We start from the raw sequence: 17,941 nt of genomic DNA, 5'->3' as shown, positions 1-17,941 counted from the left end.
ACCGTTCTTGATCACGCCGCGAGGGCTGGTCTGCCGCCCCAGCGGATGCCCTTCTCGCTGCGAATGCGGGCGCGTTCCTTGCGTTGTGCGGCGAGGACGTCGGGGTGGCGGGCGTTGGCGTTGCGCCAGCGCAGGTAGCGGTGCAGTGACCGGGTCTGCGCGGGATGGCTGCGGTGGTTCGAATTCGCCAGGGTGAACTGCCGCAGCGGGCCGAAGTGCGCCTCGATCGGGTTGGCCCAGGACGCATAGGTCGGGGTGAAGCACAGCTCGACTTTGTTCTTCTTCGCCCAGCGGCGGATGTCCGCTCCGGTGTGGGCGGAGAGGTTGTCCAGAATGATGTAAATCGGTGCGCCGTCGGGCCGGGCGGCGCGGATCGACTTCAGCGCGGCCAGTGTGTGGGCGGTGCCTTTGCGGCGGCGGTTGACGCCCCACAACCGGTCGTCCCCGACGGAGTAGCAGCCGTGGAAGTAGGTCACGCCGTGCGTGCGGCGGTAGGTCGCCGGCAGACGGTCGGGCTTGCCCTGCTTCGCCCAGCAGGAGCCTGCGGTGGGCCGGATCCCCAGCGGGCCGAACTCGTCGAATGCGAAGACCCGGTCCGGGAAGTGCTCCAGGACGTGCTCGATGCGGTCGAGCTTGGCGTCGCGCTCGGGGTCGGGCGACTCCTTCCAGGTCTTGGTGCGCTGGAAGGTGATGCCGCGGCGCCGGAGCAGGCACCGTAAGGCTTCACGGCCGATGCGGATGACACGTCCGTGCACTTTCCGCAGGTAGGCGGCGAGTTTGCGGATCGACCAGCGGGTGAAGGGCTGGCCGAGCTTCGCGGGGCGGGTGGTGGCCGTCTGGACGACGAAGTCCTCGTCGTCATGACTGAGTAGGCGGGGACGGCCTCCCGCCCATTGAGGGTCCAGGCAGGCCAGGCCGATCTCGTTGAACCGGTGGATCACATCCCGCACCGTGTCCTCATCGGCCTGGACCAACTGGGCGATCACCGAAACACGGTTCCCGCCCGCCGAGGCCAGCAGCATCATCGCACGCCGGTAACGCACCGAGCTGGTACTTCCCCGGCGCACGATCTGCTGCAGCTTCTGCCCTTCCTGGTCGGTCAGTCTGCGCACCCGCACAGGCTCAGCCACCACACCTCCAGCGGTCGGAACGGACGTTGCCGCCCATCCAACCGCTCCAATCGCCAACCCGGCGAACCTTCCCGGTCAGAGCACTAGGAAAGGCACCATGGCCGATCACGAGGCCAGGTGGTCGGTCCGGCAAAGCCAGGTTCGCCCGTGGCTGCTGAAGCGACTCAGTTCATTGCCGCACCCGCTCTTGGTCGGCGAGCCGCCTGGTGTCTAGGAGCCGCTGGAGGACTCCCCCGCACTGACGACCGTCCCAGCCGCGAGCGGCATCGTCGACGGCACGGCGCTCACGGAAGCAGGCGCCCGCGTAGCTGTGTACGAGACCCTCGCGATCCTCACCGGAGTCGAGACCAGCCTGACCGACGAACTGCTCGTGCTCTCGGCCACCCACCGCTACGCCTTCCACGTCGCCCAAATGCCGTGGACGCCGAACCCGAAGACTGCCAAGAGCAAAGGGAAGACAAGTCCCTCTCCGAGGCGCTTGTCCCGGCCGGCGTCGCCCGCGCCGCCGGCCGCCTCCTCGCCGACACCGAGAACGCCAGCCAAGGTGATTACGCCGTAATCACCTGGAGCTGTCTGCGGCGTGGTTGCATGCCCGAGTCGCACTGGCTGGCCGGTCGTCAGCGCGGTGATTACGTCGTAATCACCTACGGGACACCGCAGTAGGGTCCGACATGCTGTGGCTGACGTGGCACTGACTTGGGATGCCAGATAATTCACTCGAACCTGTCGCCCGTGCTCGTGCTTGCCGGTGCTGCCGGTAGCCTCCTGCGCGCCTGAGGCGCTGGCGGCCGCTGGCCGAATGACCGAAGTGCTCCCCTGGCTTGAGCAAGCTTCCGCAGCCTGGCTACCGGCGCCTACAGTGCGGCGGCCGAGTTGTTGATGGCTGCAACGAGGATGGTCGCCTCGTAGCGGACCGCGAGCCCGTCGTATCGCGTGGCCACGGCGCGGTGCCTCTTTGGACGGTTGGAGGCTCGGTTCGACTCTGAGGTCTTGGCAGCGAAGGGCCAGTAGGCGTCACGCACGCTGGGATCGCATGCTGTCGACGGTGCAGTGGGAGCCGAGTGCAGGGGCCCGTCAGCACGCTGCCGGCCCCTGCATGAACGATCGAGGCTAGGGGAAGGTCTTGTCCCATCCGTCCGAGACAAGAGCCACGATGGCTGTCTCGAATCTGTTGGCCACCTGCTGCATCCCGGCATCACCGCCGAAGAGGATGTCACCGTTCTCCGCCAGGAGGACGCCCTCATCAGCGGAGAAGGCGATCCCCAGTGGGAGGACGGGCTGGCCCAGGCGCTTGCCGTAGATGCGGACATTTCCTGTCAGGGATGTCGAGCGCCTCTTCGACCGCGACCCCGAGGTAGGTCTCGTCGGCCCGGAAGGGCCAGGTGACAGTTAGTTCTCCGAACGTCTCCAGGTGTCGGCGCAGCCGTGCACTGACGTCGTAGCCCGCGGCGGCGTACTGCCTGCAGGCGTCCTCGACGTGAGTGGGTAGGCCTCGATCCGCGCCGCGCCTGCGAGGTGCTCCCGCAGTACCCGCACTCCCGGTCGGTCGTGGTTGCTGTTCATCCCGTGAGCACGCCCTCCGACGCCCGGAACCCATGTCTTGCAGTTGGCGCGCAACTTGAACTTCTTGCCCCTGGAGTTGAACGTCACCAGGCGCCGGCACCGAGAACGCCAACCAAAGGTGATTACGCCGCAATCACCTCGAGCTGTGTGTGGCGCTGCTTGCGTGCCCGACTCGAAATGGCTGGCCGGTAGTCCGCGCGGTGATTACGCCGTAATCACCTACGGGCACCGCAGTAGGCTCCGACATGCTGTGGCTGACGTGGCACGGAGCTGGGATGCCAGCACTCGAACCCATTGTCGGCGTGCTCAAGCTCGCGGTGCTGCCGGTAGCCGCCTGAGGCACTGAGCCCCTCTGACCGGCTGACCGAAGTGCTCCCCTGGCTTGAGCAAGCTTCGGCAGCCTGGACACCGGCTCCTGATACGGCGGCCGAGTTGATGACAGATGCCATCGGAGCGGCCCCGCCCGGCTGGGTTTCGGCGCAGCCAACGGGTGCATCGTGCATCGCGTCCTATACCTCGCCGGCACAGCCCTCGGCCGCGAGCTCGACTGAGGCCTGCCGGACTGTAACCACCTCTATGTGCACCAGGGAGCCTGATCGGCACCCTGGTGCAAGCGACGGTGCATCCCGTACAACGAAGCATGGCCATCCGCCCGGAGCCCGACGACATGTCACCGCCGCAAGACTGGAGTGCTTCTGAGCGTCGTCTGTGGTCCGCTTTTCGCGACGGCAGCATGCTGGATCTGCGCACAGGAGTAGCGGCAGAGGACGATCCCGCGAGTGGGGCAGCGTGGGGCCCGGAGCGGCAGATCCGAGCCCACGCGATCGCGCTCCTTCTTCTCGGAGGTCCGCCGGCAAGTCCCGGGAAGATTCGTGCGCTTCGTGTCACGGGCGCACGAGTGACGGGTGAACTCGACCTCACATCAGCCATCATCGACTGCGAGATCGACTTTGACGCCTGTTCCTTCTCCGAAGTCCTCAGCCTCCGGCACGCCTCGACGCTCGCCGTCTACCTGCAGAAGTCGCACCTGCCCGAGCTCAGCGCAGAAGCGTTGCGGTGCCCGGTCCTCGACATGCGGGATGCGGTCGTTGAGGGCAACGTATGGATCCAGGCAAGTGACTTCACGATTGACCTCAACCTTGATCGTGCGAAGGTCGGCGGTTGGATCAACGGAAACGTCGTCACGATCGGGACGTGGTTCAACGGTCGATTCGGCCTGACCGTTGGCAAGTGGCTTTCACTGTCCAGTGCCCGGATCGGGGGTGTTGACCTGCGCCAGGCCCAGATCGGCCTTTCAGGAGGCACCGAAGAGGCACTGGGCGCCCATCTGCTGACATGCGACACCTTCTGGGCCTCTGACATTCGCGTGGCGCACGGCATCATCCTGAGCGGCGCGCAGATCAACGGTGATGCAGTCCTGTCCCAAGCCGCTGTGCACGGAGCCCTTTCGGGTAAGCCGGCAATCCGTCTCGATGGGATCTACGCGCGACGCCTGGACATCGATACCGCAAGATCGGACGTGGAGTCCGTCTCGTTGCGGGGAGCCGCTATCGGCAATCTGATCGACCGTCCTCAAGGAGGCCCACTTCTGGAATTGGACGCACTCACCTACGATCGCCTCGAACCGCTGCCACCTCGCTCGACCCGCAGCCGCCTCGCCTGGCTCAGGGAGAGCCTCGGTGATCAGTACCTGCCTCAGCCCTACGAACAACTAGCAGCGGCCTACCGCCTCCTCGGCCATGACAGTGAAGCCCACAGGGTTCTGCGCGCGAAGCACCGCCACCACCGCTCAACTCTCCCGTGGACAACCAAGATCTGGGACTGGCTGCAAGACGCTGTCGCAGGCTATGGCTACCGCCCCGCCCTCGCCGGCGGGTGGCTCGTCGCTCTCACGCTCCTCGGCACACTCGTTTTCAGCCTCAATGAGCCACAGCGCTCCGAACCGGGCCGCGGTCCCGCCTTCAACCCCACCGTCTACACACTCGACCTGCTGCTGCCCATCATTGACTTCGGCCAAGATAGGGCCTTCGTGTCAGGCAGCGGACAGCAGTGGTTCGCCTATGCCCTCGTTGCCTTGGGTTGGATACTCGCCACCACGCTTGTCGCCGGCCTTACCCGGGTGCTGGGTCGCTCCTGAGAGTTCCTGCAGGGAAACAGCGCGACGCGGGGCCTCGCGCTGACGGCTTGCTGCACTCCCCCAGCCCATGCGTGCAGCGTCCCAGCGGTGATTACGTCGTAATCACCGCCGGAGGCAGAGCCTGGTCTGCTGGCGCGTGTGTCAGGCTCTGATGTTCGGAGCGATTACGGCGTAATCACTTGATTGACCGGACGGCGCCCGGAGTCTGGCTCCCTGCCGCGCCCGATCGGCTGCTGCTGACGACAGCCACCCGTGAGGGTCTGCCTCATCAGACGTCCCTGAGACCAGCGGCGCGCGGCACCGGGTGATTACGCCGTAATCACTTCCAGGGCCTTGGTGGCCTGACAGACCAACAAGCAACCGAAACTAACGTGTCGAAGCAGCAAAAGATCAAGGACGTTAGTATGGTGTCCCTCATGACTTCGCCAGCCACGCCCGGCGACCGCGAGAAGGTCGTCTCCAAACTGCCGGCTTGGCTCCGGCAGAACCTCAAAGTCAGAGCCGCCCAGCACGGCATCGAGATCCAAGCCGCGGTCGAACAAGGCATCAGAGACTGGTGCAACCTGGCCGCCACCGCCGCCACCGTCGACACGTCCGGCGCCGACTCCTTCGCCACCTTCCTACCGCCCGGCCAGTGGGAGGAGTTCCGCCAGGTCACCACTGACCGACGGGTCTCCCTCATTCAGGGCCTCGCCCAGTCCATCCAGCTGTGGATCGACTCCAACCCCGCCCCCGACGTGGCCCGGCCTGAGATCACCCGCCGCTTCATCGTCTGCAACCAGAAAGGCGGCGTCGGCAAGACCGCCATCACCGCCGGACTCGGCGAAGCACTCGCCGAAAACCCCAACGCCCTGCACGCCGTACGCGTCGCCAAAGCCCTCACCAAGGCCCTGCGCGCAAGCGAGACCCACGACGAAGAAGAACGAGAAACCGACCCGCTCGACATCGAGAACCTGCCCGGCCCCGGCCTGCAAGTGCTCCTCGTCGACTTCGACCCGCAATGCCACCTCACCAACCAGCTCGGCGCCGCACCCCTGCCGTTGAACGGCGACAGCCTCACCAACCACATGGCGGGCGACCCCAAGGGCGACCTGCGTGATCTCATCGTCTCCGTCGACGACGACAACTTCGACGGCCGGCTCCACCTCCTGCCCGCCTGCAACGACGCCTTCCTGCTCGACGTACGCCTGTCCGCGGTACGGGCCCGGGAAGCCGCCCTTGAGCGGGCACTCGCCCCGCTCGAAGCTGATTACGACGTAATCATCGTCGACTGCCCGCCCAGCCTCGGCCTCAGCATGGACGCCGCCGTCTACTACGGCCGACGCCGCGACGGCGAAAAGCCCGGACAATCCGGCGCCCTGATCGTCGTCCAGGCCGAAGACAGCTCCGCAGACGCCTACGAACTTCTCACCACACAGATCGACGACCTGCGCGGCGACCTCCTGGTCGACATCGACTACCTCGGCATCGTCGTCAACCTCTACGACTCCCGCCGCGGTTACATCGCTACGTCCTCCCTCCAGGGGTGGGTCGACATAAAGGATCCGAGAGTCGTCGGACTCATCGGAGACCTCAAGGAACAGAAGGAAGCCGTCCGAGTGAAGATGCCCCTGTTGTCGTACGCGCCCAAATCACAGCAGGCGATCGGCATGCGCGCACTTGCCAGGGAGGTGCTGTGAGCAAGGCCGACCAGCTGGGCGCCGGCCGATTCGGCGGGGGAGTGCGACCTGTCAGCGCACGACGTCAGGCCGTGGCCGCCGCCACAGGCGTCCCGACCGAGGGCGTCTCCTCGCCGTACGAACTGCCACCCCACCGCATCAGCCTCAACCCAGACAATCCCCGCTCCAGCCTCGGCGACCTCACTGATCTCGCGGGCAGCCTGGGAACCCACGGCCAGAAGCAGGCCATCACGGTCATGAACCGCGACGCGTACGTCAAAGCCAACCCGGATCGCGAAGCCGACATCGAGCCCGAGACCACCCACGTCGTCATCGACGGCAGCAGCAGGCTCGCCGCCGCCCGCGAAGCTGGCCTGACCGCCGTCAAAGTCATGGTCAGTGATGACCAAGGGTCCACCTCCGAGGAACTGCTCGAATCGGCCCTGGTTGCCAACATTCACCGGCAAGACCTCGAGGAACTCGACGAAGCCCGGGCTCTGCAACGCCTTCTTGCCATCCATGGCAGCCAGAGGGCCTTGGCCAAGAGGCTCCACCGCTCCCAAGGCTGGGTATCTCAGCGTCTCGCACTGCTCAACCTCACGCCCGAACTCCAGGCCCGCATCGGCGAGGAACCCATCGACCTGCTACGTGCGGTCGGCAACAAGCCGCACGCGGAGCAAGACGCCGCCCTCCAAGACCTGAAGGCGGAGCGAACCCGCAAAGAGGCGGACAAGCCCACCGCTCGGTCTCAGACACCATCCGAGAAGGCCGCTCCCTCCGAGGAGCCGGCCATGAGCAACGAAAGGGGTAGCGATGTAAGCGGGCCGGGTTCGATGCAGGAGCAGTCGGGCTCGCAGGTGCCCGGGCCGGACGATGAGCCGACTTTCAACGGAACAGCCGCGGACACGCCCTCGGTGCCAGTACAGAGCACTGCAACCGAGGCAGTCGCTAGTGCCCGAGACCAGCAACCGAAGCGATTCCCGTACCAGGACGGAACGGAAGCGGCCTGGTTCTTGATCCGCAAGATGCCACCAGACGAGTTCAACAAGATGCTGGACTTGCTCATTGAGCACAGGGACAACCAGGCGGTCTCCGCTGGCTGACTGTGGTGGTGGAGAGCAGGCCGTTCGGAGTGTGCAACCGGGGAAGTAGCCGCGACAGAAGGCCCATGTCAGCAGAAATACCAGGGGACCAGATGGGGCGCGCTCACCCTCCGGGTGATGCGCGCCCCACGCGGCCATGCTCTGTACCCGCCCACTGGCGGCTGAGGGTTGGGCCGTTTCCCCGGGACGCTCCGGGCCTGCTGAGTTTCCCGTGGCTGGGAGCGAAGGAGCCCGCTTCACTCCGTGTCATCGCACGCAGAAGACAGTCGGGAACGGCTTGATGGCCGTACCGGCGGGCCGGACGGCATGGGAGGACCTGTTTCCCGGTCTGACGAAGATGAGCCGTACCGATCCGTTGGCAGCATTTCCGTTCTCCGCTTGCTGAGACGGCTCGATTGATGGGCCCGGCGGCCGAGCTTTAGGCAGCGCTCAGGCAGAACCAGAGGTCCTCTGGCACGCCGACCCGCGCGGAACGAATCTGAGTCCCGACAAAAGCCGGGCGGCGAGCTGGTTCTGGGTGCGGGGCTCGCGACGGACACGGTCCAGCCGCACGACAGCGCCTCTGACCCTCAGGTGAAGGGAGCACATGTCCAGATGCGCTCTCTCACACACACGAGCGGGCACGGGCCCCGCCTGCGGTAGCCAGTTCGCCTGGCAGTCAGAACCTGGCCCGGGCAATCCCGATTCATCAGGTTGCTGAAGCAGTCTTCTGTCGCGCCCGGCCCCGGCCAGGCGTGAGAGCGCGCTGTCAAGCGCGCGACGAGCAGCGTCCCAAAACGCCTGTCGCGCTTCGTCCGAGCGCGTGCGCTCGCCGGCAATGTGGTCCAGCATCGCAATGCAGCCGGCACTGAGGTGACCGTCTGCGCGTCACGTCTCATCGCAACACTTTGCAGCTGTCCACGGAACCTCAGCGGGAGCATCTGACGCTGAGCCCTGGGCCTATGCGCTACCGGTGCGGCCGATCTGCATGTGGATATGACCTTTGTGGGCTTCCCGGCCATGCAGGGTTCCGGGAGCCGACTTGGGATGGTCGGGATGCATGATGAATCTGCTCTTCTTGCCTATGTCGGTGGGATCGCTGGCGTCCTCCAGGCCGTCCGTGCGGTCCTGGTAGTTCGTCGCCGCGAAGTGATAGAGCTCGAGGAAGAACTGCCAGGCAGCTGTGTCGGGGGCCCCGTCAGCAAGGAGCCGGTAGCTGGTGTTCCCGCCGGTCCCGGCGGGCCAGTCGCCGCCGGCGGTGGTGAGCCCTGGCACGTGGATCCTGCCCCAGTCATCGAAGACGGTGAAGTACACATCGGCTCCGAACAGATTTCCCCGAGCCCCTACGAAGTCGACGGCACGGCCTTGCCCGTGGCAGTCATTTCGGCCTCCAGGACGGTCCCCGCTGATGCCTGCGTGGTACAACTCTGTAACCCCCCAGGCAGTGTTCAGCATCTGGCACATGAGTACGAACGCCATGGCGTTGCGTGGGTCAAGCCGGTCCGGAGCCGATCCGGTACTGATTTGGCTCTCCGTTCCCTTCTTGCCGGTGGGCCAGTACCGCACGATGACTCCTGCGACATTTCCGGGCTCATTCTCCAGCGTGACGGGATTCCACCCATCGAGATTGATGCGTCCTGTGGTGGAGGAGGGCGACTCCAGTTTGATCAGCCGTTCGGCAACGAACGCGTCGATGACCTCGCGGGCCTCCGCTTGGGAGATGTTCCGAGGCACGAGAGCCATGCTCGTCTCCGTTCCAACTGGGTTGCAGGCAGCAGGGCCGGGGCCAGAAGCGAGGACGGGGCTCACAGGACAATCCGAGATTGCTGGGCAGCGACCGTCAGCGACGCATCGGACATACTCCCGGCCTGGCGACATGCCTTGAGGTTGCCTCACGAGCGTTCCATCGTCGTTGTCGTGATCGTTAGCCACATGTCTCTCAAGCGTTTCTGGCTCATCGCCCGCGCATTGCAGCAGGCCAGAGAGGGTTCCTAGTAGTCCGTGTGGGGTGTGTAGCAGGTGCGCTTGGCACGTGCCGGTTGCAAAGTGGGGTGTGTGTCATGGAATGGTGCGCGCCTCGAAATCTTGAGACCCTTCGAGTTCACCCATGCCAGCAAGAGGATCTGCATCCCGTTGGGAGCGCAGCGGCTGCTGGCATTTCTCGCGCTGCAGAACGACGATGTGCACCGGTCTTCCGCCGCCGAGCAGTTGTGGCCCGATTGCACGACCTTCCGGGCTGCGGCGAACCTGCGATGTGCTCTGTGCTACGGCCGCCGGGTGGGATCTGTCACGGTGATCGACAGTGTGGGCCAGCGTCTCATGCTGTCGCCAGCCGTCAAGGTGGATCTACACGCGGTTTCGGGGGCCGCCCGCCAGATCATCGCCGGATCCGGCCAGATGTCCCATGGCTGGGAGGAGCTCGTGGGGGATTTGAGTCGGGAATTGTTGCCGGGCTGGACGGACAACTGGCTGGACCTGGAGCGAGAGCGCTGGAACCAGACGAGGGTTTACGCACTTGAGGGCTTGGCTCAGCAGTTCCAAGCCGCAGGCCAGTACCTACCCGCTCTCCAAGCAGCGCTGGCAGCTATCGCAGTCGATCCCATTCGGGAGACTGCGCACCGCATAGTCATAGAGGTGCACATAGCAGAAGGCAACATCGCCAGTGCGATCAAGCGATACCTGGACTACCAGTCCTTCCTGCAGCGAGAGCTGAACGTTTCGCCATCACCTCAGATGGCCCGCCTGGTGCGTGACTTGATGCCCATGTAGGGCCTCAGTCGAACGGGCGGGGCCTGCGGCCTGCCGCGTAGTTGCGCCGTCGTGCGTCTGTGCTGCGCTCGGCGGGCCGGCTGCTTGTCGGGCTGCAAAGCTTCCCACCCCTCCAAAGGGTGGCCGGTAGTCCTAGCCCAGTTCGCCCAGCAGCGGACGTCGGCGGTCGGATCGGGCACCATCACACATCCGCCCGGCGCGCCTGTGCGGTCACGGAATTTGGTGGGGTCGATGAGCATCTTGACCAGCCCAAACAGATCGAAAGGACACTCCCGCAACGCATCCCCGACGAAGCTGAGAACGCTGTCATAACGGGCCCGGTGAAAGCTCTGACCGACGGCTCGTTGGCTCACCCACAAGGAGAGGGCGGCGTATATGAAAGTCCGGTCCATCCTTCGTGACCTCCCCGCGCCGGGGGAGATGCTCGGCGATCCCGACGTGTGTATCGCCGTACTCGACGGCCCTGTGGACCTGACCCACCCCTGCTTCGAGGGCGCCGACGTCAAGCGGATCGACACACTGGTCCGGGACCCCGCGGGACGAGGGGCGATGTCATTGCACGGCACCCACGTGGCGAGCCTTCTCTTCGGACAGCTGGAAAGCAGTGCCGTCGGCCTCGCGCCCCGATGCCGCGGGCTCATCCTCCCCATCTTCCAGGACGGACGGGAGGGGCGTGTGCCCCAGCTCGATCTGGCGCGCGCTGTAGAGCGGGCCATGGACGAAGGGGCCCATGTCATCAATATCAGCGGGGGAGAGCGCTCGGCAGACGGCCAAGCCGAGAGCATGCTGGACCGAGCGCTGCGGATGTGTGAGGACCGCGGGGTGCTCGTCGTCGCGGCGGTCGGCAACGACGGGTGTGACTGCCTGCAAGCCCCCGCCGCGGCGCCGTCAGTACTGGCTGTCGGCGCTGCAGACATCAACGGTGCACCAATGGAGGCCAACAACTGGGGCATCGCCTACCGCGAGAACGGGGTACTTGCACCCGGACAGGCTATCGAGGGCGCTGCGCCCGGCGGGGGGCTGATGGCCCTGACCGGCAGCAGCTTCGCCACTCCTGTGGTCTCCGGGGTGGCCGCACTGCTGATGGCAGAGCAGCTCCGGCACGGAGACAAGGCCGACCCACTCGCGGCCGGCAGAGCCATCCTCCGGACCGCTAGCGACCCCCCCTGCTCCTCTCCTGACGACTACGAGTGCCGCAGACACTTGGCTGGCCAACTCGACGTCGCGCGCGCCCACCAAATGATCACGCGACCGAGCACGCCCACAAACGATCAGGCTCTGGCCGCTGAGTCCCAGACCCGGCCGACAGCCTTCTTGACACGGCGGCATGACGCCGTCACTTCCGGAGTCGGCGTCAACGCCGCCGGCGAGCGCCCGTCGCTCCCCATACCCCACTCTGCATCGGACGAGAGGCCCACCACCATGGACACGAATGCCGCGCACTTCGCTCCGAACGAGGGAGCTCCCGAGGCAGGCAGGACGACAGAGGCGGCGCTGGAAGCTCCGTCCCCGCCCGCCCAAGAAGAGCCGCAGCAGCCGGAACCCACTCCACCCGCAGCAGAGGCTGGCGACACCAACGATGCCCTACTCGTGGAAGCGAGCGCCTCAGAACAGAACGAGGGAAGCCACCGCGCGCCAGCCTCGCATGCTGCAGGCAGCCAGGAAGTCTCTAGTGGGAGCTACGGGGTTGCAGCGGCAGCACCTCCCGCGTCGGCCAGCTTCAGCGTGAATGAGCCGACGGCCGGTGTCCGCCCGTCGTGCGGGTGCGGCGGGAGCACTTCGGGGTGTCAGTGCGGGGGAAACGGGAACGGTGCGCACCAGCAGGTGATTTACGCCATCGGCACGATCGGATACGACTTCGGCACCGAGGCCCGCCGGGACAGCTTCCGTCAGCTGATGCCCAACGTGGTAATCACGGATCCAGCAGGCGGCCCGGAGAAGGAAGTCCAGCCGAACATCTACGACCCTGCGCAGATGCGGGCCTATCTGTCGAAGTACCCGACGGAGTCTCGTCACCTGATCTGGACGCTGAAGGCTGACGCCACCAATCTTTACGCTCTTGAGGCAGAGCCGGCCGTGGGCATGGACTGGGATCGGCCGCTCATCACGAATCCCAAGGCCTCGGCGGCTGAAATCAGCGAGGCAGCGACCGAAACAGCAGGGAACACCAACAAGCTCGCTGAGTTTGTGGAAGTTCTGTCCTATCCACCTGTGTCTCCGGTCTACAGAACCTTCCGGGACGCCATCGTCGGACAGACACTGGGGGAGAACGATCCGAACTACGTCTCGCGGGTGTCGATCCCCGGAGTGCTGACGGATCGCACAGCCCGGACCTTTCAAGGGGAGAACCTACCTGTAGTCGAGGTCCAAAGCCGCGGCCTCTACACCTGGAACGAAGCCGTCCTGGTCCAGGCAGTAATCGAGGCCGTCAAGCAGGAGTACAAGAAGAGGAAGCCGCCGGTCGAGCTCGACGAAGGCAAGATCGACACGCTCAAGACAACCATCCGAGCCCTCCTCGACATGGCTTACTGGAGGTTCCGCAACCTTGGGCAGACCTCTGCCGACCGGGCAATGAATGCGGCAGGAACGAACGCATTCTTGGTGGGAAGCGAGCTCAAGGACGGTCTCCTGTCGGCGAAGCACGTTCCCGGCAAGGACGACAACTTCTACGCCCTGGAATCCATCAAGGTCGCCAAGAGCACCTTCTGCCGCCCTGGAGGATCGGATTGCCAGGACGTCTACCTCACATTCTTCGACCCCGAGAACGAGCGGCGCGCCCGCGTGACCTACCTGCTCACGTTCGACGTAGCGCTGCCGCTCCCCATCCCCATCGGGCCTGCCCACAAGTTCATTGGCGGCATGTGAGCACAACACGAAGAAGGAAGCAGACCATGAGCCCCCACCAAGAAAAACTGCCCAAGCTCGCCGCACCCGTCCAGGCACCACCCGTGTACAGGGACAACGCACCAGTCTCAGCGGGCCGAGGCACCGACAGCGGCGTCGATGCTGCTGCCTCAGGCTGCGCAGACCTGCCCGGCGCCGCTCGCCAACTGTGCTACGCGATGCGCAGCACCAAGGTCTGAAACAAAGCACTGCGGCCACATGCCAACGCTGAGGGCAAGAACGCCCAGCCGCGAGAACGGCAAATTATGAAGGGAGAGCGCGATGAATGAACCGACCACGCGAGATGAGTCCCGTCCGGTGTTTGTTTCCCTGCAGATGCCGCAGCAGGTGCCGCCGGTCGACCGCACGTCGGCCAGGCCCACAGGAGCACACAGCGACCAATCCGGCGTCGAGGCCAACGGCTTCCTCGATGAATGGGGCCCGAAGATCGCCAGGGGTATCGGCGGGCTGTTCGGCTGAGGCTGCTTGTCGGCGGCAGCGCTTTGCGTCTGCCGCCTAGGCCTCGCTAGCTGAGAGGTATGAAGGGAGAGCGCGATGAATGAACCGACCACGCGAGATGAGTCCCGTCCGGTGTTTGTTTCCCTGCAGATGCCGCAGCAGGTGCCGCCGGTCGACCGCACGTCGGCCAGGCCCACAGGAGCACACAGCGACCAATCCGGCGTCGAGGCCAACGGCTTCCTCGATGAATGGGGCCCGAAGATCGCCAGGGGTATCGGCGGGCTGTTCGGCTGAGGCTGCTTGTCGGCGGCAGCGCTTTGCGTCTGCCGCCTAGGCCTCGCTAGCTGAGAGGTATGAAGGGAGAGCGCGATGAATGAACCGACCACGCGAGATGAGTCCCGTCCGGTGTTTGTTTCCCTGCAGATGCCGCAGCAGGTGCCGCCGGTCGACCGCACGTCGGCCAGGCCCACAGGAGCACACAGCGACCAATCCGGCGTCGAGGCCAACGGCCTGATCAATCTGCTGGCCAAGGGGATCGGCAGCCTGTTCGGCTGAGGCTGCTTGTCGGCGGCAGCGCTTTGCGTCTGCCGCCTAGGCCTCGCTAGCTGAGAGGTATGAAGGGAGAGCGCGATGAATGAACCGACCACGCGAGATGAGTCCCGTCCGGTGTTTGTTTCCCTGCAGATGCCGCAGCAGGTGCCGCCGGTCGACCGCACGTCGGCCAGGCCCACAGGAGCAGACAACGACCCTTCCGGCGTCGAAGCGAACTTCCTGCCCCTCCTCGGGGCACTCGGGAGCCTGCTCTTCTAGCCGCGTCCGTACCGGGCGACGGTGCCAGTCCGACATCGTCGCCCGGACCAATACCCGCGCAGAGCCGGGATGTTCCGGGGACCTGGTCCTCTCAACCGGAGGATGCGAAGAACGATGCAACTGAACTTGCCAGTTCAAGGCGCCGTCGAGCGACGAACGGGCTTCTACCAGCCCTACACAGAGATCATAGCTGTATATACCTACTCCAACGGGAGAGCCTTCTATACAAAGGCTCGTGAACACGCCGCCCCCGCGCCCCCCTCACAAACCCCGCCGGACGGAAAGGGAGAGAAGACCGGCTACCTGGTCGGTGAACCTCCTCCCGCCTACAACTTCGGTACTGATGTTGGCGACCCGGCGTTCTCGGAAGAGGGGGACTCTCGAGGCTGGCAGTGCGACCCGGGGGCGGGCTGCGAGTGGAACGGCCTGGTCTGAAGCCAGACAGCGGCAGGCGCACCCTCCAGCTGATCGGCCGACGCCTGTCGACGCCCCAGGTGTCCGGGATGCCGAGGCTCGCCGCACGAATGCTCAGGGCATACTCGCCGACCCACTTCTCCTCAAAATGCGCCGATCAATCAGAGAATTACGGAACTGACCCCGAACACCCGGGCCCGAAGCCAGGACGGCGCGCGTGTTGACGATGGAGTCGTCCGCTGTCGGTTGTTGGGGCGTGTGGGGCGTGGATGACTGGCTGTCGCGCAGCATTTGCATGGGCCTCGGGAGCGAAAGACGGTGTTCGCCTGGCGGGCGCGACGTCGCCCGCCGTACGGGATCCGAGATGATCAGTGTTGGGAACGTTCAGAAGCGAAACGCCCACGAGCCGATGAAGGACGCCCAGGAGGAAGCCGGTCTGCCGCCCGGGGTATGGATGAGCCGGGGTCTGCCCGCGCTCGGGCTCACTGCAGGGCGCCGATCGGCGCCGCCTCTACACGAACGAGACGTACGACCAGGCCCGCTCGCAGCTGCGCCCTGGGCAGCCATCGATCCCGGCCGCGTCCGGTGAACAGCTCCGCTTCGAGGCGGAGCTGTTTCGCCAGCTTCTCGATTCCCGCAGCGACTTCACCGCCTACCCCTTCGGTATCCGCCGCGTGCGCCCCCGCGTCGACAGCATCGAGTTGGAGGTGGAGAGTGAGCAGCGGGCGCACGAGATCCTGCGCACGATCCTGCCCTCGTACGAGCCCGGTGGCGAGGTCCACGGCATGCCCGGCGTGCGGATCTGGCAGCGCACGAAGAACGGCAACGAGATCTACCAGTGCGGCCGGGTGACCTCGGCGCGGCTGACCGGCCTGCCCGTCGGCGCCTGGAAGCGCGTGGAGGCTCAGGCGCTCGACACCATCCCCACCGAGCTCGACTGGCGGCCGCTGTGGAAAGGCCCCGACCGGTGGTCTGAGGAAGAGCTGGCCTTCGAGCAGCAATGGAACACGGGGGAGTGGTCCCGCAACTTCCAGGCCGGAGCATGGTGCAGCAGCGGCCTGCTGCGGCGTCTGGCCCTCTTCCACACGGTCGTGCCCGCCGATCACGTCAGCGGCTACCGCGGGCTCGGGATCAACGGCTACGAGGGACTCGGTCCGGTGCGCTGGTGCTTGGACCTCGACCACCGGACCGGGGTGCCGTACCGGAAGCAGGAGCTGGTTGACGCGTTGACCGACTCAGAGTTCGGCCTTCCAGTGGCGCGGGCCCACCACCTCGATGCGGTCTATCCGCCGCGCGAGATGGAGAACTGGATCCGGCTGGACGATGAAGCCCGCACCGGTTTGATCGAGCTGCGGTTCTCTACCTTCAACTACCCCTCGCTCCACCGGAAGAAGGACCTCAAGTACCGGGCGATCGTGGCAGCCATCCACGCCCGCGTGGACGCGGTGCTGGCACACTGAACCGGAGAGCACGCCAGTCCTCCCTGGCGGCCGGCGAACCACAGCCAACACTGGGCCTCCGCCTGACCCTGGGAGATCCAGAAAGGTACTGTCAGCCCCATACGCAATCCTGTGGGCATGCATGAGCCAGAAGAGCCGCAGGAAGCCGATGACGAGAGCCCCTCGCAAGCGCCCCGCGATGGAGGTGAGCGCGAGCGAGCATCAGCCGTCAGCCCTTTCACCGGTCTGGCGAGGATGAGCCGTATCGATCCGTTGGCAGGGGTCCGTTCCCAGCTTGCTGACATGACCCGGCTGGTGGGCCCAGTTGCCGCGCTACAGGCACAGCTCAAGCAGAACCAGAAGTTGCTGGCTGCTGTGCACAGCTGTGCCGCCTCGGACGTGGCGCGTGTGGGCATCCCATCGACCATTGCGTCGTTGGGCCCGCGGATCGATCCGTTGGCCGGGGTTCGTGAGCAGCTTGCCGACATGGCTCGGATCACCGGGCCCATGGCGGCGCTTCAGGCCCAGCTTCGCCAGAACGATGAGCTGTTGGCGAGCGTCCGCAGCAAGATCGCGGTGGATGCTGGGCTTACGAACCTTCCCTCGATCGTGGCGTCCCTGCGTCCTCAGATCGATCCGTTGGCCGGGGTTCGTGAGCAGCTTGCCGACATGGTTCGGATCACCGGGCCCATGGCGGCACTGCAGACTCACGTGCCCAAGCCCATGCCCATCATCGACCCGCTCGCAGGCATCCGCAGTGCCGGTCTCCTGCCTCCCCAGGCCATCATGGCCGGGATACGCGCACAGATAGCTGCAGTGGATCCGCTGGCCTCCACCCTTCGGGGCCTGGCTGAACAGGCCAGAAACGCCTTCCCGTCCCATCTGCTGCGCCAGGCGCTGAGTGCCAGAACCCGCCTACTCCTTCCGGACAACCTGCGGCATGTGCGAGTGCAGCTCTGGCCATGGCTGCTACGCATCAGCGCCAAGGACGGCATGTGCCTGGCCTGGGCTCCCAGGGCAGAGCTTGTCGACATGCTGGTCGCCCTCAAGACATCGCAAGCCCGTCACCAGGTGCTGCTAGATCACCGCAAGGAGGTGCTGGAGGATGTCACCGCGAGCCTCAGCGAGGTAGACCACCCCGAGCTTCTCGTCTATCGGGAGCTCGTTGAGGAGGCCGTCGATTGCCTCGTTGATGGCAGAGACTCCGCTGCGCAGGCCCTCTTGGGTAATGTCCTCGACTCATGCATGCGCGAGTACGGTCATGACTGGCTGTCAGACCGCTTCGCCAACGCCCAGTTCTCCGGAATGAGCAGCCACAAGAGGCTCACCGGAGCCCTCGCCACATACGACGGTCGCAGCCGCATGAGACCCGGCATGTTCACCGCCTACCTGCTCGTCACAGCCCTGAAGAACACCTTCGGCCCCGCCCCGAGACAAATCACCTTCAACCGGCATCTGGCTGCGCACCAGGCCGCCAAGGGCAGCTACTGCAGCGAGTTCGCTATCGCCGCCGTTCTGAGCGTTCAGGCTCTTCTCAGGCACCTGGACGGCTACTTGTGGACACGAACCTGAGAGCGTTGACACTCGCGCCCCGACC

The 17,941-nt window shown here is 65.4% G+C and carries 16 protein-coding genes; 13 read left to right on the top strand and 3 right to left on the bottom strand.

Annotation, left to right across the window (positions count from 1 at the left end; genetic code table 11):
* Nucleotides 1-11: 11 nt before the first annotated feature.
* A complete protein-coding gene (locus OHT51_RS42475) occupies nt 12-1,130 on the bottom strand; it encodes an IS630 family transposase (RefSeq protein WP_328884663.1) in 1,119 nt (372 codons plus the stop codon).
* Between the two features lie 417 nt (nt 1,131-1,547).
* Between OHT51_RS42475 and OHT51_RS42470 the strand changes: the two genes are divergently transcribed.
* Complete coding sequence (locus tag OHT51_RS42470; RefSeq protein WP_328884662.1) at nt 1,548-1,793, top strand: hypothetical protein; 246 nt, start codon at nt 1,548-1,550, stop codon at nt 1,791-1,793.
* 191 nt (nt 1,794-1,984) lie between these two features.
* Here OHT51_RS42470 and OHT51_RS42465 read toward each other — a convergent pair whose 3' ends face one another.
* Nucleotides 1,985-2,152 carry a hypothetical protein gene (locus tag OHT51_RS42465; protein ID WP_328884793.1) on the bottom strand — a complete coding sequence of 56 codons (168 nt, stop codon included), beginning with the start codon at nt 2,150-2,152 and terminating at the stop codon, nt 1,985-1,987.
* Between the two features lie 1,439 nt (nt 2,153-3,591).
* On the opposite strand from OHT51_RS42465, the gene OHT51_RS42460 reads away from it, so the two are divergent.
* The 3 genes from OHT51_RS42460 to OHT51_RS42450 all read left to right on the top strand — a co-directional run bounded on the left by OHT51_RS42460 (nt 3,592) and on the right by OHT51_RS42450 (nt 7,591).
* A complete protein-coding gene (locus OHT51_RS42460) occupies nt 3,592-4,830 on the top strand; it encodes a hypothetical protein (RefSeq protein WP_328884661.1) in 1,239 nt (412 codons plus the stop codon).
* A gap of 416 nt (nt 4,831-5,246) precedes the next feature.
* Entirely contained in the window at nt 5,247-6,509 is a 1,263-nt protein-coding gene (locus OHT51_RS42455; RefSeq protein WP_328884660.1) for a ParA family protein, read from the top strand.
* The gene (locus OHT51_RS42450) at nt 6,506-7,591 is read left to right on the top strand and encodes a ParB/RepB/Spo0J family partition protein (RefSeq protein WP_328884659.1); all 1,086 of its coding nucleotides are present in this window, start codon (nt 6,506-6,508) and stop codon (nt 7,589-7,591) included. The genes OHT51_RS42455 and OHT51_RS42450 overlap by 4 nt, the downstream gene beginning before the upstream one ends.
* A 939-nt stretch (nt 7,592-8,530) precedes the next feature.
* Here OHT51_RS42450 and OHT51_RS42445 read toward each other — a convergent pair.
* On the bottom strand, nt 8,531-9,313 hold the full coding sequence (locus OHT51_RS42445) for a hypothetical protein (protein ID WP_328884658.1): 783 nt from the start codon (nt 9,311-9,313) through the stop codon (nt 8,531-8,533).
* 312 nt (nt 9,314-9,625) lie between these two features.
* On the opposite strand from OHT51_RS42445, the gene OHT51_RS42440 reads away from it, so the two are divergent.
* The 9 genes from OHT51_RS42440 to OHT51_RS42400 all read left to right on the top strand — a co-directional run bounded on the left by OHT51_RS42440 (nt 9,626) and on the right by OHT51_RS42400 (nt 17,916).
* The gene (locus OHT51_RS42440) at nt 9,626-10,339 is read left to right on the top strand and encodes an AfsR/SARP family transcriptional regulator (RefSeq protein WP_328884657.1); all 714 of its coding nucleotides are present in this window, start codon (nt 9,626-9,628) and stop codon (nt 10,337-10,339) included.
* Between the two features lie 375 nt (nt 10,340-10,714).
* Complete coding sequence (locus OHT51_RS42435) at nt 10,715-13,204, top strand: S8 family serine peptidase (RefSeq protein ID WP_328884656.1); 2,490 nt, start codon at nt 10,715-10,717, stop codon at nt 13,202-13,204.
* Nucleotides 13,205-13,504: 300 nt separating this feature from the next.
* A complete protein-coding gene (locus tag OHT51_RS42430; RefSeq protein WP_328884655.1) occupies nt 13,505-13,702 on the top strand; it encodes a hypothetical protein in 198 nt (65 codons plus the stop codon).
* Nucleotides 13,703-13,777: 75 nt separating this feature from the next.
* Nucleotides 13,778-13,975: a hypothetical protein gene (locus tag OHT51_RS42425; RefSeq protein ID WP_328884655.1), complete on the top strand. Its 198-nt coding sequence runs from the start codon at nt 13,778-13,780 to the stop codon at nt 13,973-13,975.
* Nucleotides 13,976-14,050: 75 nt separating this feature from the next.
* Nucleotides 14,051-14,236 carry a hypothetical protein gene (locus OHT51_RS42420; RefSeq protein ID WP_328884654.1) on the top strand — a complete coding sequence of 62 codons (186 nt, stop codon included), beginning with the start codon at nt 14,051-14,053 and terminating at the stop codon, nt 14,234-14,236.
* A 75-nt stretch (nt 14,237-14,311) separates the two neighbouring features.
* The gene (locus OHT51_RS42415) at nt 14,312-14,491 is read left to right on the top strand and encodes a hypothetical protein (protein ID WP_328884653.1); all 180 of its coding nucleotides are present in this window, start codon (nt 14,312-14,314) and stop codon (nt 14,489-14,491) included.
* A 114-nt stretch (nt 14,492-14,605) separates the two neighbouring features.
* The gene (locus OHT51_RS42410; RefSeq protein WP_328884652.1) at nt 14,606-14,926 is read left to right on the top strand and encodes a hypothetical protein; all 321 of its coding nucleotides are present in this window, start codon (nt 14,606-14,608) and stop codon (nt 14,924-14,926) included.
* 653 nt (nt 14,927-15,579) lie between these two features.
* Nucleotides 15,580-16,365, top strand: a complete 786-nt coding sequence (locus OHT51_RS42405) for a hypothetical protein (protein ID WP_328884651.1) — start codon at nt 15,580-15,582, stop codon at nt 16,363-16,365.
* A gap of 117 nt (nt 16,366-16,482) precedes the next feature.
* On the top strand, nt 16,483-17,916 hold the full coding sequence (locus tag OHT51_RS42400; protein ID WP_328884650.1) for a hypothetical protein: 1,434 nt from the start codon (nt 16,483-16,485) through the stop codon (nt 17,914-17,916).
* Nucleotides 17,917-17,941 lie beyond the last annotated feature (25 nt).

The organism is Streptomyces sp. NBC_00299, from assembly GCF_036173045.1.
Lineage (GTDB): Bacteria > Actinomycetota > Actinomycetes > Streptomycetales > Streptomycetaceae > Streptomyces > Streptomyces machairae.
This window is presented reverse-complemented; position numbering and strand designations above follow the sequence as displayed.